The following is a 23,444-nucleotide window of genomic DNA, read 5'->3' as shown; positions in this document are numbered from 1 at the left end:
ATGCCACCAATGGAGGATGGCGATTCCCAAGCTTCCCAGGTGGACGACGATTCATCTGGAACCGCCGCGCATCCCACAACGCGGCAGGTTTGCCGTCCAGATACCCAAAGGAGATGGGTAGACAAAGATATTCTGCCCCTAGAACGAATAGGACATTCACATGCTGAGGGTTCGACACAAATCAGGCTATTAGTCAAGAACCCCTCACGAAGGGCAGTTCGACGGGATGGGGAGATTCATATGCGAGAGCGAGCAACCATGTCGTGGTGAATATCATCTGTGAGATTCTACGTCCCTGAATGGGATGATAACGTCGACGCTCACTACGATTTCGAGCACGACGAACATTCTGAACTCGGAAAGGACGAGCGAGAGTTGCAGTATATCTGGGACATCTTTGACTACGAAACGACCCCGATAGACGGCGTTCTCATTTCACGCGAACAAGTTGAAGAAAGTGCGACGAAGTTCGACCAACTCACATCTCACGGTGTCTACTCCGAACAATCGGGGCTCAACGTACCCGACTGGCTCCCAACAATCAGCGACTGCGGCGCCTGGGGTTACAAATCGCTCCCGTTCCCCCCCTACGGGAACGACGAGATGCTGGCGTTCTACGACGAACTCGATGTTACAGTCGGCGTGACGATTGATCACCTCGTGCTTAGCTCTGATCACGAAACCCGACTCTATCTGGATAAGCGTGCGTTCGCTGACTCTACTCTCACACCGAGTGACCTTCCCGAAGAGTTAACTGACGAAGTCGACGTTATGATCGACGAATGGCCGACGGAGTGGCCGGAATACGTCGACGATCACGATTCGACGATTTTCGATGTCTCGTCGGTCGCCCCGTTTGAGCCAGAAGACTTCGAAGGCGATCCAGCCGCCGTACTTGAACGACTACGAGACGATCCGCGGGCCGTCTACCGAGAAGACGACACGGAGTTCCGGTACCAGCTAACCCTCGAAAACGCCGCGGAGATGAAGGAACTCTACGACGCAAACGACTATTCCTTCCGTCTCATGGTTGCGATCCAGGGCTGGGATCCGATGTCGTACGCACAAGCCGCAGATCAAGTACTCGACCTCGGATACCAATATCTTGGAATCGGTGGCGTCGCGGGCACCAATGCCAGCAGGATTCGTGATATCGTTACTGGCGTCGGGAACGCAGTAAAAGAGCACGAGCGAGCCCGCAAGACGAGAGTCGACACACACGTGTTCGGCTTCGCAAAAACCGATGCGTTCGACACAGTCGGGCGAACCGGGATGTCGAGTTTCGACAGTGCGAGCATGCTTCGGGCAGCCTGGACCGGCGGCGACAACTACCATCTCGACAGCGAGCAGCGCTACGACGCGCTTCGTGTTCGGTTCGGATCGAACAGGGATCCGCTTGACAAGCGACTCCAAACTGCACTCCGTGGACAAGAGCTGCTTCACTCGCTGCGTGCCTTCGACGAGAATGAATTTATCTCACAAGCGATTCGAGAGTGGGCCGCTGAAGCAGAGCAGGCGCTCAACGACCTATCTCCCTATCTAGAAGCCCATCGACACGACGACGAGTATGATCAACGTCTCCTCCGCGATATCGAGGAGCACTTCCGCGATGACTACGACCACGGCCGCGAGCTGCGGGCAAGTTTCAGCCGCCCCTTCCGGAAAAAGATAATCAAACTACTCCGAGAAGACGATCCTGAATCGCCGGTCGATTTTGAAGAGTACCAAACATTGATCGACACTGCTCGAGAGCATTTCGAGGGAACGTTCCCGAGAAAGGCGGACAAGATCGAGCAGCGTGAGGAGTATTCAGGAGAAGTTGCGACATTCGATCAGGTTTGGCAACTCGTCGAGGATTACGCGTCGTGGATCGGCGACGAGAACTTACTCGAGGAGTACAAGACACTGCTTCGAGAGAAGCCGTGGCGAGACTGCGATTGCCGAATCTGTGAGGAATTCGGGATCGAAGTCGCGATCTTCCGTGCGAACAATCGCAACCGGCGCCGCGGCTTCCATAACACGAAACGGTTCTACGATCAGTTCCGAGAAGCACTGCCGAAAACACTCGTCATAACGCCGGCGACCGATGCGATCACGAAGAACAGTACGGTCGAAACCCACCTCCTCACGGAACGAACGGATTTCTGGTCCGATGTCCACGATCTACCGGTAGCGGAAGTAGGCGTAATAAGCGGAACTGGCGTTCACGAGTGGTGGGCCGAGCCGACAGAAACCGTTTCATACGACTCGGAAGCTATGGCAACATCCGTCGGCGAGTTCTGCGCACGTTACCAGAACGCATTCCTGTACGACCCCGAGGAGACGGTTTCGCAGGACGTGATTGAGGCGATTGAAGACAATGGATGCGTTGTCGAATCGTATGCGAACACGGAGGAACTCCGAACGGCTGTTCTCGACCGCCTCGGATACGACAGCGAGTTCCTGCCGGAGTTTATGGTACAAAAAGGGCTAATGGAGTTCTGATCATGGATATACTCGTTATCGACCAATGTTCGAACAGCAAATCATACCCGGACGAAAGCGCCGTCTTCGACGCGGCCGAGATCGACGACACAGGTCTCGATGCGCTTCGTGCTCGTGATGAAGCCGTCAGTGTACCGGCACGAAAACTCTACGATGGCCGACAGCAGCAGTACATCAGTGAAGCGGTCGACTCGCTTCGAGCCGATGGCCACACCGTCGATCGATATTTCATCAGTGCCGGATTCGGGCTCGTTGCAGAGCGTGAGGACCTCCCACCGTACAACGCCACTTTTGCAGAGATGACTGCAAGTGAGATTGACTCATGGTCGGCCTCCCTCGAGATTTCGGAGCGAACACGTGACGCAATCACATCTTCCTCTTATGATATCGTCTTCTTCGCACTCGGGAGCGATTACTATCGTGCCTTGGATTTGTCCGACATACTGTCTGCGTTGCCGGCCGACACATTCGGCGTGACGTTCAATCAAGAAGAGGTGGCAGATCAATACGAGAACGTCATCTCGATCCCAGCACGCACCGAACAAGCGAAGGAACAAGGGACGATCGTCGTCGCGCTCAAGGGGAACTACCTGAAAAACTTCGCGAACAATCTCGCTTACGACAATGAACCTGATTCACTCGACGATGTGGAATCGGCGTGCCTCTCTGAGCCGACATCGCAGCAAGACTTGACCGATTTCTAGATCCCGTATCTAGTTCTAATATATCATTTCGTGTCATAGTATGACCATTACCTTGAGGCGACCAGCTGAGCTAAAACCCGATGCTGTACCGGCAACGGGTGCTCGATCTTCCCCATGGAGAACTGCAGACTCCAGTTCTCTTTCCCGTCCGAAATCTCGGGAAGCGATCGAGTGACAACACACCAGAATACGTAGGGACGATTCCGGATCTCCCGACCGCGATGATCAACGCCCGGGCGATCAGGAACCGGGACCCAATGTGGAATCGGCTAACCAATGGAGTATCACTCCGAGAGGAGATGGATGTCCCGGAGCATACGATCGTCTACGCCGATAGCGGCGGATACGATTTCAGTCAAACAGAACCAGACACGACGCCTCGAGAAACACTCGAGACCCAACGGTTGTTCGACGCAGATATCTTCGGGACGGTGGATATCCCCCTCTCGCGGGAAAATCGAGCAGCGGAGAACCAACGCCGAATCGAACAGAGTATCGAACTCGCGTTAGAGGCAAGTGATCACCACGACGGTGACGAACTTCTGCTCGCAAGTGTCCATGGGTATGACCCCAAGACGCTTCGAAACAGCATCCAGTATCTAGAAAGTCGTGGTGATTTTGATGGCTACGCGCTTGGGAGTCTTGTTCCTGTTCGGTCAGATTACGAAAAAGTCACGAAGCTAGTATTGGCCGCGCGCACTGCGACGGACAAACACCTCCACGTCTACGGGCTTGGCGGCCTGGTCTATCAACCGCTCTTGCTGTATCTCGGTGTCGACAGTTTCGACTCATCCGCCTTCATTCGAAGCGCCGGGAATCGAAACTACCTGCTTCCCGGATTCGGCGGCGAAGAACTGTGGAATATCGACGATCTCGAATACCTTCCTTGTCCCTGTCCCGTCTGCGGTTCTCGAACGCTTGATGATATCAGAGACGATCGCGATGCATTGGTCAGACACAATCTCTGGGCCCTGGCAGCGGAGTTACGTCGGTTTCGGTACGTCGCGGCTGCTGGCAAGGATATCGAGAATTATCTCGATCTCAGATTCCAGGGCAACGAGGTGACACAACGGGCGTACAGAATCGCCAAGCAGCAAGTTCGGAGGTTAGCGTGACGTCTGAACGTCCGACAGTCCGTCCCGTTACGCTTGGCCGGCTCACAGAACTGACCCATCTCTGTGAGACAGCAGGGAAAACGACTGACGAGGTCGAAGAGGCGCTGGATATTACACATCGCCGAGCGCGTGAGACGATCCTCGAGACGACTCGAATTGGGCTTCTTGAAGAATACGATGGAGAAGGTGATGAGGACGCGATCTATCGGACGACCCCTGTCGGTGAGGAGTTTCTGAACGCAGTCCGCAACGAAGACTGGGCGAAAGCGGATGAAATCTTAGCCGTTCGAAGCCCGCATTATGGTGCCTTCACCGAGTCGTTGTCCGAACTCGAGCCGGTTGGTCCCGATGAACTGCTCGAACACCTCGAAGAGGCACACGAGTTCTCGCCCTATTCGTTCAACCAGACCGGAATCGAGGTCGTTGGCAGTTGGGGCGAACGACTCGGCGGGATTCAACGAAACGCCTTCACGGGCGACTATTACACCGTCGATCGAGAGACCGTGCCGCCGAATTTCCAGTACGTCCTCCTCGAGGTCTACGATGATCTCGAAGAGACAGCTGGTGTCGACCTGCGACAGCGCTATCTCTCGATTCCTCGGCTCCGAGAGCGAACCTGTGAACGGCTTGGATGTCCTCGAGAGGCGTTTGATCGAGGCCTCTCGAAACTCTGCCGGGAGAACGTTGGCAAACTCGAGCTCTCGGGGGCGCCACTAGACACGGAGGCCAAAGATTCAGCACTCGGCATCAAGCAAATCGAGCTCACAGACGGCGAGTCACTCGTCTCGACCTCGCAATCGACGCAACAGGTAATGGCCGGTCTCGAACAGTTCGACAAACAGTACTACTACCTCGCAGTGTACGACCGCGACATCACATTCACACCAGACCCATGAGCGAAGCCTTCGACATCACCGACGAGACGCAAGACTACGACCAGTTCGGACTCACAGGGAACCCGTTCCCGTATAGTCCCGTCCCTGCGGAAGATCCAGAAATTTACTGTGGCCAAGAGCAAGCGACGAACACGATCAGCTCGACAGTCTCAACGACCCTCTCAACGGGGAAGTCGAAACACCTCGTCGTCACTGGAAAGTACGGCAACGGCAAATCGCATACGCTCAAGTACACCCGGTCGCTCCTTCGGGATCAAGACGATGTCGTCGTTGGCTACGTTGCTCAGCCGGGAGAGGGGTTCGTCGATATCTACCACGAATTCATGTACGACCTCGGCTTCGCTGAGGTACAAAATATCGCGTACGAGTATCTCGCGTCGATCGCTCAGGACGTTACCGAGACGAACCCAGTTGGAGCGAGTGCAATGCGTTCGCTGATCGACGATGGAGATGTGCTTCTCTCCGAGATCGTTCCTGTAGCCATCAAGCGATTGAGTGACGTGACGCAGTTCGCAGACTTTGCTCGAGCGATCGTTCACATGGTGTACGAGGATACGAATCTGTACGCCTGGCAGTGGCTCACAGCTGAAGGGATTCGATACGAGCAGCGAAAAGAGATGGAGATCCATACTGCCCTTGACGACGATACAATGGGCGTGCGGGCGTTTACGGCGCTGAAGAACTTGCTGCTCGAGTTAGGGTATACGGCTGTGTTTGTCTTCATCGACGAATTCGAGAGTATCGCCCGACTTTCGTCCAAAGACGAGCAGGCGACGCTGAACAGCATTCGCCATCTGATGGATCAGAACAGCGATGGACTCTGTCTATTGTTTGGGTGTGCGCCAGAGGTGTGGCAGGATGTGATGAGTGAGTATCACGCGTTTAGCGAACGAATCGGTCAGGAAGTCGCACTTCGGCCGCTGACGAACGAGCATCTCCATGAGTTGGTCGAGGAGTATCTCAATCAAGAACGTAGACGGGAAGAATCCGGAGTCCAGCCGTTCACGGAGGACGGCTTGGACATGATTTTGCAGCGATCCCAAGGGAATATCCGTCAGGTTCTCTCCGTGTGTAGCCGACTTCTTGACGCAGCAGCACGAGAACAGCGGTCAGAGATCACCGCTGAGTTCGTCGAAGAATCGATCTGATTGGTGTCTTTGAGGTCGTACCCCGAGATCACATAGTATTCTTAGTTTCGTAATTTCCTCTCAGGCTTTCTGTTCAACAACTTCCGTCACCGCGTAGAACGGAACGGTGTCAAGGAGTGCAACAAGCAACTTGACTAGATACTGACCGACGATGATCGAGAGCAGTGCCCATCCCCACGTTGGTTCACCACCGAGTCCGAGAGCAGGGAAGATCGCAAATCCGAGTGCGATAAACACGACTGTGTCGACACCCTGACTGACAGCTGTCGAGCCACAGTTTCGGATCCATCGATGTCGACCGCCTGTTCGTGACTTGAGATTCGAGAACAGTCGGACATCCAGGTGCTGAGCAATTGCTAACGCTACAACGGACGCTAGGATGATCGATGCCGAGTCACCAAGCGTCGCCACAAATGCCGTTTGTCCATCGTAGAACGGTGCTGTCGGCATCCAAATTGCGACGAAGACCAGCGTATACGCTACAACGAGCGTGATAACAGTCCCGTTGACGACCGACGCCGCGTACTCGCGTCCGTGGTACTCGACAAGCAAGTCTGACGCTAGATAGGCGACACCAAACGCGACGAACCCTGCTGGGACCGCGACGCCACCGATCACAGGCAATTCGACCCATGTCAGTTTCGCTGCTAGTATATTGGCGAGGACGATCGAGCCCGCGAAAATAGCGGTGAAAATCGCTCGCGTGCCCTCAGTTTGCATGTAGAACCACCTTCCCAATCTGGAACATCGGTTCGCTCTCGAGTATCTGGATGCTATTCGAAGGAGCTTTTGATATTCCCTGGATCATATTTGTAGAATAGGGCTGGAGGGTATAGTCTTATTGGTTGATCAGTTAAAGAGACGGTCATTAGGACTCTGTCTCGATCTGGACGAATTCTCTGTCAGATATTCCTATCAATCTGCGAGTCCAGCAACCTCAAGCGCCGCTGAAAGAATCAAATTCATTTTGACGGAGGAGAGTCATATCTTTCCCGACCGAATCAAAGAGACGAAATGCGCGAAAAATTCTATGACACCCTGATCATATATCATCGTGTTCGATTTTCTGGCCCCAGTAGCCTGGGTGTTTCTGGACGACGAGGTCATCCTTGATCGGGATTTGACACGCTAACCGGAGTCCGGAGTCGGGACTGTGAGGTGGGAGTTTGAGACGACGGAGTTCTTTCTCCGCGGGATCAGCGACCTTGCCCTCTACAATTTCGACAGCACACGTTCCACAGATCCCGTTGCCGCGGCAGTTCGTGTATTGTGCTTTCCCGTTGTGAGGGGTGAGCTCGGCATCGAGGAGTGTTTGACGGAGGTTGTCGCCGGTGTTGGCCTCGATCGTGTCACCCTCGAATTCAATTGTGGGCATACAGAACGCTGCCACCCCTACGCACAAATACGTTTGACCATTTGATAGCGACTCGGCAGCTCAGCGATCAGAGATCATTCCCAGACTGTTTCATACTCGCAAACAGCGGGAAAATAACTCGGGTCGTCAACGACGGCACGAGGGATCGTGCCACCATCAAAGAGTGAATTTCTATGTTATCCTCAAGTCAGTAATCTGAAAGTGATCCCCTCTGTTTGGCCTTGTATCCAAGAATATCATCATATCCCTCTTTCGCGAGTAAAACGGGCCAAAATACCTCATTAGAGGAGAATTGTTCACCATCATGCCTGTAAATACCATCACCGGGCTCTAACCTTGTAAAATTCTCAGCAATGATCTCTATTTCACCACAAGTTGGTCGAGGGATAGAGTCATATACTTGATATACTGTTGGATTCGAAGTTGTAGTGTCTCCCGAAAATATATCAAAATTAGTCAATATTTGTTTAGTGATTTCATAGGCATTATCAGATGCATCCTCGTCGTTTACTTGTCCACACTCAACCGAGATCCCGTCTACGTGCTGGACCAATCCACCTGATGCATAGATACTTTGGTCTACAACCTTATCTAATCCTGTCGCTGAGGCTAATGTTTTAACAGTGGAATTTACTTGACCAATAACAGCAAATGGTTCTTGGCCAGAATGAGTCGTATGTAGATCGATCACTTTAGTCCCGCGAACTTCATTTAATATCTTTTGTGCTAATTGAGATTCGTATGAACTTTCATCTCCGCCTGGGAATGCCCTATTTAGGTCGTTTTCAATATATCTTACGTCTTTATCAATTGCTCTTTCATTAGCAACTATATATTTAAGCGGAAGATCATTTATTCCTTCTTTTTCCCATAATCTCTCAACGCCTGCTTTTGGGCCTGTCTCGTCTCCATGAAGACAAACTACAATTGAGAATTCCGCTGGTTTGGTAGCAGTCTCTCTCACTTGCATACTCGTCTGCTGCATGTAATCTCCCAGAACACTTAAAACACTAATCCAGGGATCAAGAGTTTTACTGGGATTCCCTACATAGTAGGAACATGTCCCTATCACAGTCCAGTGTATTTGATAAATTCACCTTCTTTGGAGTTCTAATCCCTGGTGTCTTTGCCTCTGCTCTTCTCTACCCTTTTCTTCCTACAGGGATAGCACCACAGCTAACCGGCTTTGTTATCTATCTGACTGTAGTCTCCTTTACTCTCGGAATGTTTTTTAACGGCCTTGGAGAACTGATAGGAGGTTCAGCAGGGCTAACTGATTCAGTAGATGTCTTCACAAAAATAATTCGAAATGAAGAGATTCTGTGGGCTAGAAACAAATCTGATATTGACAGGGCAATAGTGGATAAATCCCTTTCGCATTTGGACACTGCTTTGGATTTAGACCATGGACAAACATATAGAATGAAGCAGGGGGACGATTTTGATAAAGGAGCGATGAATGCGGCATATCAATATATGCTAAATCAAGTATGGGCAGGTGGTAATTCTCCAGCAAAAATCCATCACAGCGTTCGCATGTTATGCAGAAGCCTAGTGACGGCATGTTTTTTTGTTGGGTTCTCTACACTCATCATAATATTACTTCAACAAACTGGATTACTCCCATACGATCCAATATATATATCAGAGTCAAATTGGGTTAATAGTTGTATTATAGCTATCTTCTACGCGATTGGGTTATCGCTTGTTGTTATTGTATCTGTATATATACACAAACAGTACACATACTATCTCTGTATATACATGTTGTCTGAGTTTGTAAGGCTAAACAATTGAGGTTGAATATCACTCTCTTAATATATTATTTCAAACTAAAACAGCACGAGAAACGTGACGACATGACAGTCTGGCTCAGCCAAGAAGAAGTGAACGGTTGCTCGACTGCCGACCAAACACAGTAGCGGATCGAATTCGTACTCAGTGCGCGCTGACGGCTCTGCTCTCACGAAGTCCTTGACGTTGCTCAACGAGCCAATCCGCTACCAGTAGTCGTTCGACCAAGCATGACAAACCAGTTTTTCTGCGCCTGAGAGGGTGAGGCGCACACTCGTGTGCCTCGAGGCCACGAATGAGTACAGATCGACCACTCCAGAGCGACTCGCATCGAGACCGACCGACAAACGAGTATACGAGCGACCGAGACCGCAGCTATCCAGGAGACGTTGCCCGACTGAACGGACACGAACTCGTCGCGATCGACGAGTGCCTGCCAGGTATGGAACCAACACCGTACGAACTCAATCCCACAGATGGCTACGAGTATCGGACACGCTACTGGCGTTGCAGAAAGTGCGGCCAAGAGCGCAACCATCGCGACGAGTTCACCACCCCCTGTGACAACCCCCAGCCACCGACCGCACTCGAGGCAAGTGGATACTCGATCGACGACCCACGAACGCGCCGTGCACTGAACGAGAAGTTGGACGTCCGCTTTGCGACAATGGGCCCGATCTACGAGGTCGAGAGTGAGAGTGGTGCTACCTACGAGGTCGATATCGAGGCAACAACGTGTACCTGTCCTGATTTCGAGCAGCGCCAGCCAGACAACGGCTGCAAACATCTTCGGCGTGTCGACCTCGAGATCCGCACGGGACTTGTCCCTGCGCCGGATGGCACGTTCAGCCGCTGACTGTCGAGTGATCTCGGCACTCGAGACGGTTTCTACCCCCCGAAAGGGGTGCGGGGCCTCGAAAGGAGTCCGCCGCAGCAACCCATGAGACAAAGAGAGATAGCAATCACATCGACAGCCACTGAAACGACTCAGGTCCTGAACCGAGGAATCGCCAGATGACTGACCGCGACGAGTGCCGGATGCCGACGTGTTCGGAACCTGCTCGTGATCGTGCAGGATATGCTGGTCGGTTCTGTTCGGACAGCTGCGAGGTCCGCTACGAGCACCTCCAAGCGGACGCTCGAGATGCTGCAGTGGACGAAGCCGAGGATCGGTACTGATGCTCGAGCAGATCGATCACCGTGGCAAGCGTTTCACGATCGGTGGCGAGGACGTCGTCGACGACGTGGCTCGTGAACGATGTCGGCGGAACGAACTGCTCGAACGACAGGCTCAGCGAGAGATCCGTGAACTCGAGCGTGCGAAAGCGGTCGCCGGATCAACGGGTACAAATCCAGATGTTGAGGTACTCGAACGATGATATCGAACATTTCGGGTCTACAGGTAGTATAGAAGAAAGCCCAGAACATGGACTCAGAGCCGATATAATGCCATTTGAAGCACTGGAAGGCGGTTCGTTCAGCGTGGTTCACGTTTGATGCTTGGCGAACTATCAATGAACTGGATTAGTGCTCATCACACCACTGCGAAGGGCTGCCGACAACCACGGTCAAGCTTCGGAACTTGTAACGAGGTTGAAAAATCCGTCTATAGCTTCGGAAACGGTGGAGGGGGTATTTGGACGAAACAACAGTCGCCGATGCAATCTGTTTATTCAATAGTCACGAGACTGACCAATATCAGTGATGGTTGAGTTTTTCCGAGCAGAATTATTACTAGAGTTTTTTATGAACCACCGCAATTCGTAATGGAGCTCTCTCCGCGATCTCCAGAACTCTTGAGCGAGCCCGGACCCTCCGTCGTTTCCGGAGCTTTCAGCGACTACCGAACTGTTCCAATCACCGAAGCTCCAGACTCAATAATCAGAGATATCTGACTGAAGAAGATTGTTGTCATTAGCCATCGACTGAATGATGTCTGCCACCTCTTCAAACCGGTTCGTCGAGAGAAGAACCTCGAGAACTGCGTTTAACGGGACATCAAGCTCATACTCGTGATAACGACCGGCTGAGAGCCCTTCGTTCCGTTCATAGACGTTGATGAGGCCAAGCATATTCATATCTGAAAGGTGATCGCGAACACGCCGTTCGCTCACACTATCAGCATCAAGTCTATCACAGATCTTCACATACCGTTCGTAAAGATCGCGAGATCGGACAGGAACTTCGTTGAGCGCCTGGCGATAAGCGAGTGCACAGAGGACTGCATGCCCCTGTGTCGTGAGTTCTTGCATCCCTTCATAGAGTTGGTTCTTCTCGAGTTCGTCTTGAGCATCCCGGACGTGCTCCTCGGTCACGATATCGGCATCTTCAGCCTGAGCCAGTTCTCCAGCTTCACGAAGCAGACGGATCGCCTGTCGGGCCGATCCAGTGTCCTGAGCGGCAAAGGCTGCACAAAGCGGAACCACGTCTCCATCGAGGATGTCATCATAGAACGCTTTTTCAGCGCGTGGTTCGAGAATCGAGCGCAACTGGTTCGCGTCGTATGGCGGAAAGAGGATTTCCTTTTCAGCGAGTGTGTCCTTGACCTTCGGCGAGAGATTATCCCGGAACTGGAAGTCATTGCTGATACCGACGATCACAGGGCGAACGTTGCCGACATAACCGTTCGACCGCGCTCGAGGAAGTCCATAGAGTATATCATCGGAGTTTCCAATGTTGTCGATCTCGTCGAGGACAATGACAACGGTACCACCGAGTGCATCGAGTTCTTCGTAGAGGATATCAAAGACACGTTGCTGGGAATAGCCGGTAGTACTGATGCGGTCTCTGTTCTGGCTTGTACGAAGCTCGTTTACGAGTGCGACTGCGACCTGGTAAGACGAGGACAGGTTCTCACAGCTGACCCAGACGGTTGAGAGATCAACATCATCGTACTCGGCAGCATCGTTCTCCAAGTGCGATAGCATAAATTTCGTCGCGACGGTTTTTCCCGTTCCCGTCTTTCCGTACAGGAAGATGTTCGATGTCGGACGGTTATCGATGATCGGTTGGAGAGCTCGTTGGTATTTCTCGAGTTCCTCGTCTCGTTCACGGATATCCTCAGGCTCATACGAGTCGTCAAGCGGTTCGGCATCCGCGAACACTTGACGATCTCGCTGGAACATCCCCATGAGAGATTACAATACAACATGACATGATAAAGCCACTGCTTCCTTAGCTTCCGAAGCGTCCTAAGCTCAGATACTTATAAAACAGCCCTACACCACCATTTCCTAAGCCCTTGTACTTTATAATACACCCTCACTCCACTGTTTCCGGAGCTTTCGTTTGAAAAGGGACCCCCTCTTTCCGAGAGGGTCTATTAGAAGAACAAGATTTAAATGAAAGTGAGTAAAACAGTAACCGCACTGCCGGATCAACTACACTATAGATATATTATATGTTGCTTTCTAGTAGTTCACGATATGTGGATCATAGGATCTTCCGGTAATATAAACCTCTTTTCTAGTACTACCACCTCCTTTGTTTGAGATAGCTTCGGAAACGGTGGAGTGAGGGTTCTCGGAACGCTCCCTTAGCAAAAGCTCCGGAAACGGTGGAGGGTTGTCCTCCTTTCACTCACTGCGGATCTGTTCCGGTCTTCTCAATGAGTATCCCCAGGTGAACTACCCTGCCCTACTCACTGTCTTCCACAGCTTCTTGAGATCGGGGATACAGCACCCTCACCGTCACCGCTAACATTCGACTTACAGATTCTCACGACAACTTACGCGAAGCTTCGGAACTGGTGGAGGGGTTGAGGCTCCTCTGTCTATAGCTTCGGAAACAATGGTGTGTATTATAGATAAACCACCATCTCCGATGCAATCAGATTCTCCAATACTCTCTGTCTTGAGGTGTTCTCAGTGGCGATTGCTTCGGAAATAGTGGAGGGGACAAACGCAGTCTTACCAAACATTTATTCTGATACTGCCTCTGTTGTTTGGTAAGACAATGCCAACTCGTCCTGATGCTCCCGATTCCCTTCCACAGTACCTCGCCGAGGGTGTCCCAAAGCAAGACGACGAGAGTTTGCAGGCTCTCCAAGACTGGATCAACGAACTGCTCGCATATCGACGGGACATCGCCACCGAGGACATTGACGCTGGAGAGGACGAGTCAATCGAAACCGTCAAAGAATCGAGCGAAGGGACCGTAGTGATCAAGAAGGTAAGTTGTGGCAAAGACAACTGCAAATGTCAGCGTGGCAAACTGCATGGTCCGTACAAGTACGTTGTCAGTCGTAAGGGTGGTAGCCTCAAGTGGGATTACAGAGGTCCAATATCCGAATGAAAATCCGTATGGGTTTCACTATGGCTGCTCCTAGGATCGGCTACTGATTCGTGCGGCGTCGAACTCGTGAACTCGAGGTGCTCCCTCTGGGTCTTCAAAGGTTGTTGGACTGACAAACAATACGCGAATCTTGAGAGCACGAAAATAGGATAACGATGGCTTGATCCGTCGCGAAAAACTAACGCTGCGCTGACTGACTCTCCAAATCTTCACTCGGTCTCGAAGCCCCAGCGTTCGAGTTCTTTAGCGACGATTTCTGGCCGCCGCATCGCAGCGACATACGCAGCCTCTCGAACGTCTGTCTTCGAGACGCTGGTCCCGAGTTCGTCTTCGACCGCGTCAACGAGTTCTCCCTCAACATCCTGGACGCCGCTACGAAGATAGAACTGGACCATATCTCGCTCCTGCTTGACGTTGTCCCGCGTATAGACCCAAGGTACACCGCCATCATCACGGCCTGATTGAGGGAGCTCTGGCACGACTTCGTCGTTAGCAGCCTCGACTACTTCCTCGATAGCGGCATCGTCAGTGACCGTTTCATCCTCGGATTCCTCTTCGAGGGCATTATCGACAACGTCGTCGACGTCCTCCTTCTCGTTCTGGTCATCCGTGTTGTCGACGTTATCGCTAAACGGATCGCTGCCAGCACCTTTCTTCATCGTTCACCGACCTCTGTGATCTCTGCAGCCAGTTGCTCTAACTTCTCGAGCGTCTCCATCTCATGGTCGCGTTTCCGACCACGGTGGTGCTCAACGTAGTAGCGAGGAGTACACTGCTCTTTCCAGCAGCCTTGGAATAGCGACTCCCGAGTACGAATCGCGACCGGTGCTGGATAGCCGCGGTTACGGATTTCCTCGAGGTACTCCTGTTGGTCACTTGTTCGACCGATGCCGTTCGGGACTCCCGCGAGGACTCCGATCTCGACCTGCTCATCGCCGTTCGAGATGGTGCCTTCAAGGCCGTCGACGAGCTCTTCGAGGCCGTAGATACTTTGCATCCCTTTCCCCGTCGGTTCGATCGGGATCACTAGCGATCGCGTCGCGTTCACTGCGTTGTAGAGGTGAGGTCCCGCAGTTGCTGGCGGATCGATGATGATTGTGTCATACTCGCTGGGGACGCCAGCTTCGAGGAGCGCACGTCGCAACTGGTCGGTTGGATCAAAGTCTTCGTCGAGATCGGCGGCCATCTGCTCGGCTCGAGTCAGGAGATCACCGAGTCGCTCCATCATGTTGTGGCTTGGGACGACATCGAACCCGAAATCAGTCTCGAGGATGAGTTCGTTGAAGTCTCCTTTCGGCCGGTCGATCAAATGGCGAGCCAAGTTGTCTGCGTCGCCATCGTCGCGTGGGGCATCGACGCCGAGTAAGTGAGTCAGCGATCCGTACTGTGGATCAAGGTCGACTGTTAGGACGTTGCGACCGACGCGGGTGTGTTCGTCAGCGAGTGATGCAGCAAGTGTTGTCTTTCCAACGCCGCCAGCCTCCGAATACGTGGCATAAGTAAGCATGTATTATCGGATGAACTGATTGATTATAGTTTTTCGCTAGTCCTCCCAGGTGGGTTTATTGATTGGCCTAACCGATTAGTCTACCTAAATACACCTCTTTACCTAGACGCCGGCATAGATCATGGTGGCTTCAATTGACCGGTCTCTGTCCAACTGACTTCCCGAATACTGTTCCAAGACTGCTTCTGCTGCCTCTTTGAGCACTCATATGTAGAACAGACCGCGTCTGAAACTGACTAACACGCCTCTCGTAAAATGAAGTTTTATAGATGGGCTACTGAGTTGGCCTAACCGATTATCCTATCTGAATGGTTTGGTTCTATGTCGCGATAATCCTAAAAGAGAAAAAACCATCTGGATGGTCTAATGAAATGGCCTAACCAACTAGTCTAATCGAATACCTTCCTGAGAACACGATTAGGAAATCATTCATACAGGGAAGGGGCACTGCTAGATTGAGGTTGAACTGAGCGGAGTTCTTCGAGGGAAGTGGGAACATGCTGTTCGAAGAACTCCAAGTCGATGTAACGGGTTCTTCTGATGTGGAATTTTTGGATAGTGATCGGACGCGCACGCCAGCCTGGCTGATCAGGCCGGCGTGCGCTGCCCATGCTGGAGCAGCCTCGTTAGCGGAGTGTCGAGACCTCTGTGAGTGGTTCGGCGTCGAACGACGCCGAGCCACGATTCAGCACTGGTACCAAGCCTACGCTGATTATTACGAGCAAGACTTCACAGCACAGCCAGACCGTGTCGCGGTCGATGAGAAACAGATTCAACTCGGGAACGAAGAGAAAGCGTGGCTCTACGCTGCGATTGATGTCGATTCGAAAGTCGTACTCCATGCACGACTTTCGAAGCACAGGGGCCGAGATCCCGCTGAACAGTTCTTAGAGGAACTGAAAGAGAAACACCGCGTCGCAGACGCGGTGTTTCTCGTTGATGGCATGGGCTACCTGACTGCACTTGCCCGAACTAATCTCAGCGGCAATCTCAACTATACTGACCGCAACATCGTTGAAAAGCTCTTTCAGACCTATACGATGCGAATCGAGCGGTTCCACGAAACATGGAACGGCAGTCAGGCCAGCGCCGAGCGCTGGCTGACTGCCTACACAGCCTACTACAATCACCACCGCAGTCATCAAGCACTCGACAATCAGCAGCCAGTTGAAGCACTCAAACAGGAGGGTTCAATCTAGCAGTGTCTAGATTTCTTTAATTCCACTACTTTCACCACTACCGTTCTTCTCACTGGGTGTTGTCCGTTCCCTCAAGATGTCCGTCAATAGAGAACGTCTGACCCCTCGAGTGAGGACGAACTTGAGGATCTCTTTCCCAAATCAAAGGACGTTCTCATATTCTTCCTCAGTTAGCAAAAAGAGGTGACTTAGAACGACGAAAACGAATCCGACCGTCCCAAAGAATAGCACCTCGTGGAGTATCCACTGTTGAGGAAAGGCGTCTTTGAGTCTGAGAAGACTGAACCCTAAAGTCACGAGCCAGACAACACCACTCGCTACAAACATTGCTGTCGTTGAGAGGCTCACTTTGTCTGCCTGATCAACGGGAATCCCGTCCAGTATATTATAAACAACAGCTGATGAAGCGACGGCTAGCAGACAGAGAACAAACTCATAGCTCCGGCTCGTCGTGGCTACCAGCAGTGTGTGGTTGACTGCTGGCAGGAAAAGAAACAGCTTTGGGGTATTGAGAAGGTCGTTGAGATCGCTTGCGGACATATCTCAAAGGGGCTCCGCACTTTTTGGATCGATACGATAGACCAACTCTCGATTGTCTTCGATTGTTTCGACTGGAAGGGTTGCAAATTCCTCTTCAAGCCGTTCCAGTGCTTGCTCCGCAGTCTGTCTATTATCGCGTCCTTGAGCGCGTATATCGATGTATGGGATTGTGTATACGTGTGAATCGTACTCATATATGCGTGTTCGGGCTTGCTCTTTTACTCTTTCTGGAGTATCGTATCTTCCAACATAGATGACGAAGGGATGTTCTAGTACGATCTCCTCGTATTCTTCTTGTATCTGTTCGGGGTCCTCGTATTCAGAGGAGAGGTCGTCCATAATGTGCCGAAGAACTCCTCCTTCATCGTAGTAACCAGAGCTACAGAAGTTTGAGACAATATTAGCGGAGTCGCCAAATTGTTGCTTCAGATCGTTCTTCCATTTTTGCATCGTTCGCCGGGGAGTATATCGATCTTCTCTTTCCCAGGCAATACGGATACTTTGGCTTCTACGCAGTAGCTTCAGTTGGCGAGAAGAGAGATACGATGAGAAGTAGTCCAAAATCTCGTTGGTCTTCTCATCTTTTCGGGCCTGTTCGGCGACCTCAAATTCTTGCTCCTGTTCGTGTTTGAGAAAACGTCCCTGGTCAGCTTCCGTTGGTATGACCTCGTCCAGAATTTCTCGCTTGCCTTCCTCACTAAAGGCGTCGAGATTGAGCTCGATGACCGTTTCACCATCGACCTCAATTTCTTGGAAGGGTTCGATGCTCTCACCCTTCTCGACGATCTTTATCTCTTGCTCTGGATGTTCTAGAACATCCTGATTGTAGATCGTCTTCGGCCCCTCGTCAGCGGAGATTGTGTGTGAAAATACAGCCCTGAATCCTCTCGTAGCAACCTCGAAGACTCGGTCCTTGACTGCGATAACCTGTTCAGATCGTACCAGCCGGATGGCTGTCTCAACGAGATTCGCGTTTTCTTCTTCTCCGCTATCCGCCATCTTAGATGTCAGAACGGTGCTCTTCGACGTATTCTGAGACGGAGTTGAAATCGCCCTTTATGAATACCCGAGAACCAACACCCGTCCCGGCAAACTCCTCGAGAGTCATCGGCTCATCGCTCCCACTAGGGATGACGGGATCGCCTTCTTCATCGACGAGATAGCCATCTTCTCCGACCTCAAGTCCGAATTCACTGGCCACTGTTTCAGCCGCACTTTGGCCAAATGTGATAGTGGGGGACATAGTGTGATCTCTCTGCTCCTGTTGCTACAGGCTAATTTGGCACGGGTAATATTCTTATTGGTCTGTGGAATTGATGCAGCAGGGAGATCAGACCATATACTGGTTCACTTTCCCCTGTCCCAACAAACCATATATCGGTATACGTTACATGGCTCTATTGAATCGCTATACGGCGTTGGTATCACGGGGTTACGTACTGTTTGATATTGTAGACGAGACACATCAGGACAATCTCACGGAACTCACGATACCACTCACGCGCTCGGACGGCGGAGCCGTACGAGCGCTTGACCGAGGAATTCGTCGTTTCAGTCATTGATCGCTGGTTGTAGAGTTCGTCGTTGATGCGGGCGTTGTGAGCATGATCGTACGGAGCAAACACACGATGTTTCACGGGAGGGCGTATACCCGGTTCTCGAAGAGCATCACGCAGAGGCTGGCTGTCATAGCCCTTGTCGGCAGCAAGCATTCGCAACTCGCCCGCGTATCGGCGGGCGAGTTGCAAACACACCTCCGCATCGCTTCCTTCTCGTGTGGTTGTACAGTGAACGTCTAAGATTGCTTGCGTCTCAGTATCAACGAGTTTCGTCGCTTCGATGGTCTGAACGCAGTAGTTCGTACGGTCGCATTAGTGCTTGCTCGCCGGAGACCGCTCGTAGTAGGTTGTATCGACGGCGACGTGTGGCGATGGATCGTGCAGCTGCGCCGAGTGGCGCAGCAGCACTCGCCACACCTCCATGACGATCCTGTCGAACCACTTATTCAACGTCGATGGATGCGGCAGTTCGTCGGGATCAAGGCCGACGATCTCCAGAATTGGCAGCATTACCTCTAACCGCTCAATGATCACCTCGTAGGTCTCATCGAGGAAAATTCGCAGCCCGTGGAGGGAAATAATCGCATATTCGGCGAAACTGCCGCGCCGGAAAGCGGCGGCAGTTTCGTCCCGATCGTCGCAATAACTTTTGGCCAGCGACACCATTTCTCCAGTGAAGCGGGTAGTGACGTTCATCCAAACTGCCACTCACCCGCTTCAACTCCTTCGATTTACCGACTTATCCTGACGCCGTCTAGTGATTCAATAGAGCCGAGCAAATAGAACGGCTGCTTCGACAATCGGCTCGAAATCAAGCTGAGTGGGTGAGTCTTGTTTCGGAGGATACGCTGTACGACGAGCGGACTATTGAACGAGCGCTTGAGCTGATCGACGATTACTACGATCCCAGAGCCGTGAATTGACTGCCCCGGACTCCAGTAACGTCTTATACCAGCCAACTCGCAATTGAACTGAATGCGTAACGAGACGTTCTATAAACTCCGCTATCCCCTCGTCTTGGCGCTACTGATCCCGCCTGTCTATGCGTACTATTTGAATATGGATCTCTCAGCCGTCGGGACGTCGATCTTCTCTACCTTGGCAGGGATTCAGGCCTCGATCTTCGCGATCGTCTTTTCGGTGGTGATCTTAGGCGTTCAGCTGTCTACCTCACAGTATTCTCCCCGCCTCCCCGACCTCTTCCGTTCGGACACGATTTATCTGCGAACAGTCGGGGTATTCGCTGTCTCGATCGGCATCAGTCTCTTGGGATTGTTCGCTTACGGGTATGTAGACGACTTCTGGATAGAGCTGTGGATGTATTTTTCCGGACTTCTGGCGATTGTCTCGTTTGTTTCACTCTTCGACTTTGTCGACCGCACCCTGGAACAGAGTACTCCTGAGGGAATTCTAGATCGACTGGAGGACGATTTGACTGCTTCTCAGATTATCGATCAAGCAGAGGCGTCAAGTGATGATCATTGTGAACCGGATCCGTTCCTTGTTGTATTGTCCGTCATCAATTCACAGATCAATGAACGAGATGCTGCCGCCGTCTATCTTGGGTTAGATATCATCAGCCGACGGGTGAGCGAACTCTTAGCGGAGTGTTCTGTAGAGATGCTTGAGGAGGCCGCACCTGTCGGCGACTCATTAGAGGACCTCTGTACGAATCGACTCACGAGTACCGGTGAGACCGCTGTTGCGACGGAATTAGAGGAGGGCGCGACCGAGGTAGTGAGTTCCCTGGAGACAATCGGGCAGGCTGGTGTTGACGAATCGCTGGATCGACCCGTTCTCCTCCCTGTGCGAGGGCTCTCGGATCTCGTTCTCGATTTGGATTATGACGGTATCGATGAACGAGTGCGGGGAGAGGCGATCGAGTCATCGAAGGATGTGTTACAAAACGCTGCTGAGGCTGGTCTGTGGAAGGGGACAGGTAAGGCGACGCGCTACTTGGGATGGCAGCTGGCGAACTCGGTTCACGTCCGAGACGAGAATCAAAACTACGATCGAAGGTACACAAGCGCGGTCATCAACTACTTCCCCGGAACTTTGCGGGAACTCGTGGACTCGACAGCTGATGCGATTGATGACGACACTACAAACTGGAGTTCACCTTATCCAGGACGTGCCCACGATTCGTATTCGGAAGCTCGCGCTCTCCAAGCGGTCTATATTTCCGTTGCCGAGCTCACAGGTGCATTTCTCCGCTATGAATTGAAAACTGGTGTGAATTTCCCCGACTGGGGGCATGTCGGCTACGGCTGGGTGAAAGCTATCTCGGAGCTTTCTGATAGTGGATTAAACTCATTCAAACAGCTGTGGATCGGTACCACTCTCTATCTCGAGTACCTGTCGAACGAAACTCCAGACGGCGTCATGGAGGAGTTTAATCCGGTGTTGCGTCGTGAGGTCTCGGACGACGAGATCATCTCCGTGATTGAACAACTCTTAGCAGAGGAGATAGACCCGACCCAGTGGCTGAATTTCAGACAGACGGTTGACCCGGTTGAGATGCCCCAGACTGGGTATCAATACACATTCAATACCGATACAGATAAGTCGTTCGAGGATTGGCTCAGTCATCGGCAGGATGTCTTAGCAGCCGGTATCGGTGGTGGATTTGTCGGTCAATCTGAGTTCGCGGAGATGCTCCAAGAGGAAGCCGAATCGGCTGAGCAGGATACAGCCGAGGACGAAGATTCAGAATAAGTCAACGCACATCCCGAGAGACCGTAATGCGGTTATGGCTATTCCCGTTGATCCTCTGGTCGTTCACGCATAGCGCTGAGACGTGAGTTCTGGGCTATCGCTCCTTGACATCTCGCGATGTTGCAACCTACCGTGAAGAGCGAGATGCGGTAGAAGAACAAATGAGTAAATGCCGCACCGAGTAGATGGTGCTGGTCGCGAGACCGTCTACCCCCTGATCGCACCTCTAGTGCTATCATAGACATTACCAGAAAACACTCTTTGGTGATGAATACCGTGAAGCGTGTACACGGATATTACTATGTATTTATATATCAAGTCGTTGCCGGTTTTGCTGGCTATGATGTTCACGAGTTCACAAGACATCGGGGTATCCGAACAGAAGTTCACAGCAGTATCCAAGCTCGATCATTTCAAGCTAAACTCTCCTATCTGGCGCTCCTCGTGACAGAGGAGGCAACAACGACCGAACTCCAGCAGATGCTGGTCCTGCCGAAACTTATGCTGCTGCCGATTCTTACCTCGCTCGTACACCAGGATCTTGCGCAGCGCACGGAGGATGGCTATGCCTGCCAGTAAAACCGTAGCGCCGCTATCAACCCTCGATCTGTCCTGCTGAATCTCGATACGGCTGTTTTCGGCGGATTCGACACACAAGCCGCCCGTTCAGATTTGACGGAGATTTATGTAGCGATATGTGGTTTACACCACTTAGTCGACTTTCTCGGCTATAGAGTGTAGATTAGTTGTCCAGTGGCGACAACTAAATACATGATAACTATTAGTGACTGTCACGAAAACAGAGACGTACAGAAATGGCAGTCTTAGAATCACCAGACCCCGGAGCAAACGGCCTTCTCGAGTGGAGAACCGATGAGTAGCGAACGAATCCGCTGGTCGCACAAATCCCCCGACGAACTCCGCTCGTTTTGGAACAAGCAAATCGAACCCGACCTCCGACGGGCCGGCGTCGATCTTTCCGAGCGACCCTCGTACAGTGACCTCCTCGAGGCGGGCTACGGCGGCCTCCAAGACGCCCTGCGCGAACAACACGACATGACGCTTACGGAGTTCCTTCGCTCCGTCGGCTACTTCGAGGACGACAGCGAGGGCTACCAGTGGGGTATCGACGATGAGACGTCTATCGACGAACTCGAGTCGTATATCCGCACGCTGTCTCGGCGACGCAATCTCGCGGACAGCACAGTCGAGACGAAACGCTCGCGGCTTGCCACCTATGCGCGCCTGTATCGAGACGTGCATGGCAGCGCCGATCTTGCCGATCGCCTTGACGACCTCGAGCACCGAGCCGATGAAATCGAACACGTGCTTGCAGTCTTTGACGAGCTAGATCTGGACTTAAACAGCGAGGCGTCGAAGCTCCGCTATCTCGGGGACGTCTCGCAGTTCTACGAACATCTCCAGCGCCGTGGGAAAGCCGCGTACAATCCTGCCGAGACCATCGACATGGAGTATGGGTGGGAACGATCAGAACCCGACAACCCCACGCTGTCGAGTACGCAGGTACGGCGGCTGTACGACGTCGTCGAGAGTCCCGACGAGGAACTGTTGGTACTGGCCCTCTGTGGGTGGGGCTTGCGTCGCAACGAAGTTGCATCGTTGCACGTCTCCCAGTTCGTCCTCGAGGGTGACGATCCACACATCTATTTCGAGGAACGTAAGAACGGACCCGGGACAGTCGCGTTGCTCTACGGGCGTGAGACGCTGGCCGATCGAACCGATGCGCTTGGCAGCGCCAACCGTGAATGGTCGGGCCACTTGTTCCCCTCGAAGCGGGCCGACAGCGGTCACGTCGTCGGTGAGACAATACAGGCACGCTTTCAGCGCGTCGCCGAGCGAGCAGAGGTTCGGGTGCGTGGCGAGACGCCAACCTCGAAAATGGGCCGGCGGTTCTGGTATACGGCGTATGCGAATGCCCAAAAGCAGTTGCTCGAGAATCTCGACGCGATCGCAGCGGATCAGGGCAGCTCGGACGCGAGTGTCGTACTGAAAAACTATCTCTCGGAGACCGAACGGCGACAGTATCGCCGTGAGTACATGCGTGATCGGCTTGCGGAAGCATTCGATTCAAAATAGCCACCTGCTTCAATAGAT

The 23,444-nt window shown here is 52.3% G+C and carries 23 protein-coding genes and 1 pseudogene; 14 read left to right on the top strand and 10 right to left on the bottom strand.

Annotated elements, in window-relative coordinates; genetic code table 11:
- The first annotated feature begins 279 nt into the window (after nt 1-279).
- The 5 genes from ACERI1_RS16010 (at nt 280) to ACERI1_RS15990 (ending at nt 6,347) form a co-directional block, all read left to right on the top strand.
- Nucleotides 280-2,484 carry a queuine tRNA-ribosyltransferase tRNA-guanine transglycosylase gene (locus ACERI1_RS16010; protein WP_373619463.1) on the top strand — a complete coding sequence of 735 codons (2,205 nt, stop codon included), beginning with the start codon at nt 280-282 and terminating at the stop codon, nt 2,482-2,484.
- Nucleotides 2,485-2,486: 2 nt separating this feature from the next.
- Nucleotides 2,487-3,188 (top strand): DUF6884 domain-containing protein, encoded by a 702-nt coding sequence (locus ACERI1_RS16005; protein ID WP_373619462.1) that lies wholly within the window; start codon nt 2,487-2,489, stop codon nt 3,186-3,188.
- 80 nt (nt 3,189-3,268) lie between these two features.
- Nucleotides 3,269-4,303, top strand: coding sequence for a tRNA-guanine transglycosylase (locus ACERI1_RS16000; protein ID WP_373619461.1), 1,035 nt, complete (start codon nt 3,269-3,271; stop codon nt 4,301-4,303).
- Complete coding sequence (locus tag ACERI1_RS15995) at nt 4,300-5,199, top strand: hypothetical protein (RefSeq protein ID WP_373619460.1); 900 nt, start codon at nt 4,300-4,302, stop codon at nt 5,197-5,199. Before ACERI1_RS16000 ends, ACERI1_RS15995 begins: the two co-directional genes overlap by 4 nt.
- Nucleotides 5,196-6,347, top strand: coding sequence for a BREX system ATP-binding domain-containing protein (locus tag ACERI1_RS15990; protein WP_373619459.1), 1,152 nt, complete (start codon nt 5,196-5,198; stop codon nt 6,345-6,347). The genes ACERI1_RS15995 and ACERI1_RS15990 overlap by 4 nt, the downstream gene beginning before the upstream one ends.
- Before the next feature lie 60 nt (nt 6,348-6,407).
- On the opposite strand, the gene ACERI1_RS15985 is transcribed toward ACERI1_RS15990, so the two are convergent.
- The 3 genes from ACERI1_RS15985 to ACERI1_RS15975 form a co-directional block, all read right to left on the bottom strand.
- Nucleotides 6,408-7,067 (bottom strand): queuosine precursor transporter, encoded by a 660-nt coding sequence (locus ACERI1_RS15985; RefSeq protein WP_373619458.1) that lies wholly within the window; start codon nt 7,065-7,067, stop codon nt 6,408-6,410.
- A 322-nt stretch (nt 7,068-7,389) separates the two neighbouring features.
- On the bottom strand, nt 7,390-7,722 hold the full coding sequence (locus ACERI1_RS15980) for a 2Fe-2S iron-sulfur cluster-binding protein (RefSeq protein ID WP_373619457.1): 333 nt from the start codon (nt 7,720-7,722) through the stop codon (nt 7,390-7,392).
- A gap of 187 nt (nt 7,723-7,909) precedes the next feature.
- Nucleotides 7,910-8,707 carry a succinylglutamate desuccinylase/aspartoacylase family protein gene (locus ACERI1_RS15975; protein ID WP_373619456.1) on the bottom strand — a complete coding sequence of 266 codons (798 nt, stop codon included), beginning with the start codon at nt 8,705-8,707 and terminating at the stop codon, nt 7,910-7,912.
- Between the two features lie 74 nt (nt 8,708-8,781).
- Between ACERI1_RS15975 and ACERI1_RS15970 the strand changes: the two genes are divergently transcribed.
- The 4 genes from ACERI1_RS15970 (at nt 8,782) to ACERI1_RS15955 (ending at nt 10,895) form a co-directional block, all read left to right on the top strand.
- On the top strand, nt 8,782-9,519 hold the full coding sequence (locus ACERI1_RS15970) for a hypothetical protein (RefSeq protein ID WP_373619455.1): 738 nt from the start codon (nt 8,782-8,784) through the stop codon (nt 9,517-9,519).
- A 292-nt stretch (nt 9,520-9,811) separates the two neighbouring features.
- Complete coding sequence (locus ACERI1_RS15965; protein WP_373619454.1) at nt 9,812-10,372, top strand: hypothetical protein; 561 nt, start codon at nt 9,812-9,814, stop codon at nt 10,370-10,372.
- 158 nt (nt 10,373-10,530) lie between these two features.
- On the top strand, nt 10,531-10,695 hold the full coding sequence (locus tag ACERI1_RS15960; RefSeq protein WP_175542248.1) for a hypothetical protein: 165 nt from the start codon (nt 10,531-10,533) through the stop codon (nt 10,693-10,695).
- Nucleotides 10,695-10,895 carry a hypothetical protein gene (locus tag ACERI1_RS15955; protein ID WP_092935398.1) on the top strand — a complete coding sequence of 67 codons (201 nt, stop codon included), beginning with the start codon at nt 10,695-10,697 and terminating at the stop codon, nt 10,893-10,895. The genes ACERI1_RS15960 and ACERI1_RS15955 overlap by 1 nt, the downstream gene beginning before the upstream one ends.
- Nucleotides 10,896-11,390: 495 nt before the next feature.
- Here ACERI1_RS15955 and ACERI1_RS15950 read toward each other — a convergent pair whose 3' ends face one another.
- On the bottom strand, nt 11,391-12,647 hold the full coding sequence (locus tag ACERI1_RS15950) for an orc1/cdc6 family replication initiation protein (protein ID WP_092935400.1): 1,257 nt from the start codon (nt 12,645-12,647) through the stop codon (nt 11,391-11,393).
- Between the two features lie 823 nt (nt 12,648-13,470).
- Between ACERI1_RS15950 and ACERI1_RS15945 the strand changes: the two genes are divergently transcribed.
- Nucleotides 13,471-13,809, top strand: coding sequence for a DUF6788 family protein (locus ACERI1_RS15945; protein WP_373619453.1), 339 nt, complete (start codon nt 13,471-13,473; stop codon nt 13,807-13,809).
- Between the two features lie 209 nt (nt 13,810-14,018).
- Here the strand turns inward: ACERI1_RS15945 and ACERI1_RS15940 are convergent, their stop codons facing one another.
- Together ACERI1_RS15940 and ACERI1_RS15935 are read right to left on the bottom strand one after the other, a co-directional pair.
- Complete coding sequence (locus tag ACERI1_RS15940; protein WP_373619452.1) at nt 14,019-14,468, bottom strand: hypothetical protein; 450 nt, start codon at nt 14,466-14,468, stop codon at nt 14,019-14,021.
- Complete coding sequence (locus tag ACERI1_RS15935) at nt 14,465-15,316, bottom strand: ParA family protein (RefSeq protein WP_373619451.1); 852 nt, start codon at nt 15,314-15,316, stop codon at nt 14,465-14,467. The genes ACERI1_RS15940 and ACERI1_RS15935 overlap by 4 nt, the downstream gene beginning before the upstream one ends.
- A 497-nt stretch (nt 15,317-15,813) precedes the next feature.
- Between ACERI1_RS15935 and ACERI1_RS15930 the strand changes: the two genes are divergently transcribed.
- Nucleotides 15,814-16,515 (top strand): IS6 family transposase, encoded by a 702-nt coding sequence (locus ACERI1_RS15930; protein ID WP_373619450.1) that lies wholly within the window; start codon nt 15,814-15,816, stop codon nt 16,513-16,515.
- Nucleotides 16,516-16,656: 141 nt separating this feature from the next.
- Here ACERI1_RS15930 and ACERI1_RS15925 read toward each other — a convergent pair whose 3' ends face one another.
- The 4 genes and pseudogenes from ACERI1_RS15925 to ACERI1_RS15910 form a co-directional block, all read right to left on the bottom strand.
- Nucleotides 16,657-17,055: a hypothetical protein gene (locus tag ACERI1_RS15925; protein ID WP_373619449.1), complete on the bottom strand. Its 399-nt coding sequence runs from the start codon at nt 17,053-17,055 to the stop codon at nt 16,657-16,659.
- 3 nt (nt 17,056-17,058) lie between these two features.
- On the bottom strand, nt 17,059-18,054 hold the full coding sequence (locus ACERI1_RS15920; protein WP_373619448.1) for a hypothetical protein: 996 nt from the start codon (nt 18,052-18,054) through the stop codon (nt 17,059-17,061).
- 1 nt (nt 18,055) lies between these two features.
- The gene (locus tag ACERI1_RS15915) at nt 18,056-18,256 is read right to left on the bottom strand and encodes a hypothetical protein (RefSeq protein WP_373619447.1); all 201 of its coding nucleotides are present in this window, start codon (nt 18,254-18,256) and stop codon (nt 18,056-18,058) included.
- 223 nt (nt 18,257-18,479) lie between these two features.
- Nucleotides 18,480-19,310 (bottom strand): annotated as a pseudogene (locus ACERI1_RS15910) (IS5 family transposase).
- Nucleotides 19,311-19,393: 83 nt separating this feature from the next.
- On the opposite strand from ACERI1_RS15910, the gene ACERI1_RS15905 reads away from it, so the two are divergent.
- The 3 genes from ACERI1_RS15905 to ACERI1_RS15895 all read left to right on the top strand — a co-directional run bounded on the left by ACERI1_RS15905 (nt 19,394) and on the right by ACERI1_RS15895 (nt 23,426).
- Nucleotides 19,394-19,537, top strand: coding sequence for a hypothetical protein (locus ACERI1_RS15905; protein ID WP_373619487.1), 144 nt, complete (start codon nt 19,394-19,396; stop codon nt 19,535-19,537).
- 52 nt (nt 19,538-19,589) lie between these two features.
- Nucleotides 19,590-21,329 (top strand): DUF2254 family protein, encoded by a 1,740-nt coding sequence (locus tag ACERI1_RS15900; protein ID WP_373619446.1) that lies wholly within the window; start codon nt 19,590-19,592, stop codon nt 21,327-21,329.
- Between the two features lie 873 nt (nt 21,330-22,202).
- Entirely contained in the window at nt 22,203-23,426 is a 1,224-nt protein-coding gene (locus tag ACERI1_RS15895; protein ID WP_373619445.1) for a tyrosine-type recombinase/integrase, read from the top strand.
- Nucleotides 23,427-23,444: the final 18 nt, after the last annotated feature.

Source organism: Natrinema sp. HArc-T2, assembly GCF_041821085.1.
Classification (GTDB): Archaea; Halobacteriota; Halobacteria; order Halobacteriales; family Natrialbaceae; genus Natrinema.
The sequence above is the reverse complement of the archived record's forward strand: the minus strand, read 5'-3'. Positions and strand labels throughout refer to the sequence as shown.

Excerpts from the sequence above, each read along its gene's own strand:
- ACERI1_RS16005 (WP_373619462.1), top strand. The coding sequence starts at position 2,487 with ATGGATATACTCGTTATCGACCAATGTTCGAACAGCAAATCATACCCG.
- ACERI1_RS16000 (WP_373619461.1), top strand. The coding sequence starts at position 3,269 with ATGCTGTACCGGCAACGGGTGCTCGATCTTCCCCATGGAGAACTGCAG.
- ACERI1_RS15990 (WP_373619459.1), top strand. The coding sequence starts at position 5,196 with ATGAGCGAAGCCTTCGACATCACCGACGAGACGCAAGACTACGACCAG.
- ACERI1_RS15985 (WP_373619458.1), bottom strand. The coding sequence starts at position 7,067 with ATGCAAACTGAGGGCACGCGAGCGATTTTCACCGCTATTTTCGCGGGC.
- ACERI1_RS15980 (WP_373619457.1), bottom strand. The coding sequence starts at position 7,722 with ATGCCCACAATTGAATTCGAGGGTGACACGATCGAGGCCAACACCGGC.
- ACERI1_RS15975 (WP_373619456.1), bottom strand. The coding sequence starts at position 8,707 with ATGCAGCAGACGAGTATGCAAGTGAGAGAGACTGCTACCAAACCAGCG.
- ACERI1_RS15970 (WP_373619455.1), top strand. The coding sequence starts at position 8,782 with ATGTCCCTATCACAGTCCAGTGTATTTGATAAATTCACCTTCTTTGGA.
- ACERI1_RS15965 (WP_373619454.1), top strand. The coding sequence starts at position 9,812 with ATGAGTACAGATCGACCACTCCAGAGCGACTCGCATCGAGACCGACCG.
- ACERI1_RS15960 (WP_175542248.1), top strand. The coding sequence starts at position 10,531 with ATGACTGACCGCGACGAGTGCCGGATGCCGACGTGTTCGGAACCTGCT.
- ACERI1_RS15955 (WP_092935398.1), top strand. The coding sequence starts at position 10,695 with ATGCTCGAGCAGATCGATCACCGTGGCAAGCGTTTCACGATCGGTGGC.
- ACERI1_RS15950 (WP_092935400.1), bottom strand. The coding sequence starts at position 12,647 with ATGGGGATGTTCCAGCGAGATCGTCAAGTGTTCGCGGATGCCGAACCG.
- ACERI1_RS15945 (WP_373619453.1), top strand. The coding sequence starts at position 13,471 with ATGCCAACTCGTCCTGATGCTCCCGATTCCCTTCCACAGTACCTCGCC.
- ACERI1_RS15940 (WP_373619452.1), bottom strand. The coding sequence starts at position 14,468 with ATGAAGAAAGGTGCTGGCAGCGATCCGTTTAGCGATAACGTCGACAAC.
- ACERI1_RS15935 (WP_373619451.1), bottom strand. The coding sequence starts at position 15,316 with ATGCTTACTTATGCCACGTATTCGGAGGCTGGCGGCGTTGGAAAGACA.
- ACERI1_RS15930 (WP_373619450.1), top strand. The coding sequence starts at position 15,814 with ATGCTGTTCGAAGAACTCCAAGTCGATGTAACGGGTTCTTCTGATGTG.
- ACERI1_RS15925 (WP_373619449.1), bottom strand. The coding sequence starts at position 17,055 with ATGTCCGCAAGCGATCTCAACGACCTTCTCAATACCCCAAAGCTGTTT.
- ACERI1_RS15920 (WP_373619448.1), bottom strand. The coding sequence starts at position 18,054 with ATGGCGGATAGCGGAGAAGAAGAAAACGCGAATCTCGTTGAGACAGCC.
- ACERI1_RS15900 (WP_373619446.1), top strand. The coding sequence starts at position 19,590 with ATGCGTAACGAGACGTTCTATAAACTCCGCTATCCCCTCGTCTTGGCG.
- ACERI1_RS15895 (WP_373619445.1), top strand. The coding sequence starts at position 22,203 with ATGAGTAGCGAACGAATCCGCTGGTCGCACAAATCCCCCGACGAACTC.